This window comes from Tritonibacter sp. SIMBA_163, from assembly GCF_046535935.1.
Lineage (GTDB): Bacteria > Pseudomonadota > Alphaproteobacteria > Rhodobacterales > Rhodobacteraceae > Epibacterium > Epibacterium scottomollicae.
The window spans coordinates 1-267 of record NZ_JAWJBP010000546.1; the positions used below are offsets into that span (position 1 = coordinate 1).

Annotated in this window: 1 protein-coding gene; it reads left to right on the forward strand. The window is 59.9% G+C overall.

What is annotated here, in order from left to right; genetic code table 11:
- The coding region (locus R0J92_RS23470) for a LysE family translocator (RefSeq protein WP_411053448.1) at positions 1–267 on the forward strand (267 nt) is incomplete at both ends.

Here is a 267-nt window from a genome sequence, read left to right on the forward strand (position 1 = left end):
CCTGAAGACCGGCGGTGCCGCCTATCTTCTGTGGCTCGCCGTCCAGGCCATCCGCTTCGGGTCCAACCTATCGATTGAAAAAGTGGAGGGCGACAAAAGCTCGGCACTGGCCAACATCTCGACGGGACTTTGGGTGAACCTGCTCAACCCCAAGGTCATCATCTTCTTCATGACCTTCCTGCCGCAGTTCGTGACGGCGGGCGACCCGGCGGTCACGGAAAAGCTGATCTTCCTCGGCGTCTTCTTCATCGTCGTCTGCTCGCCGGT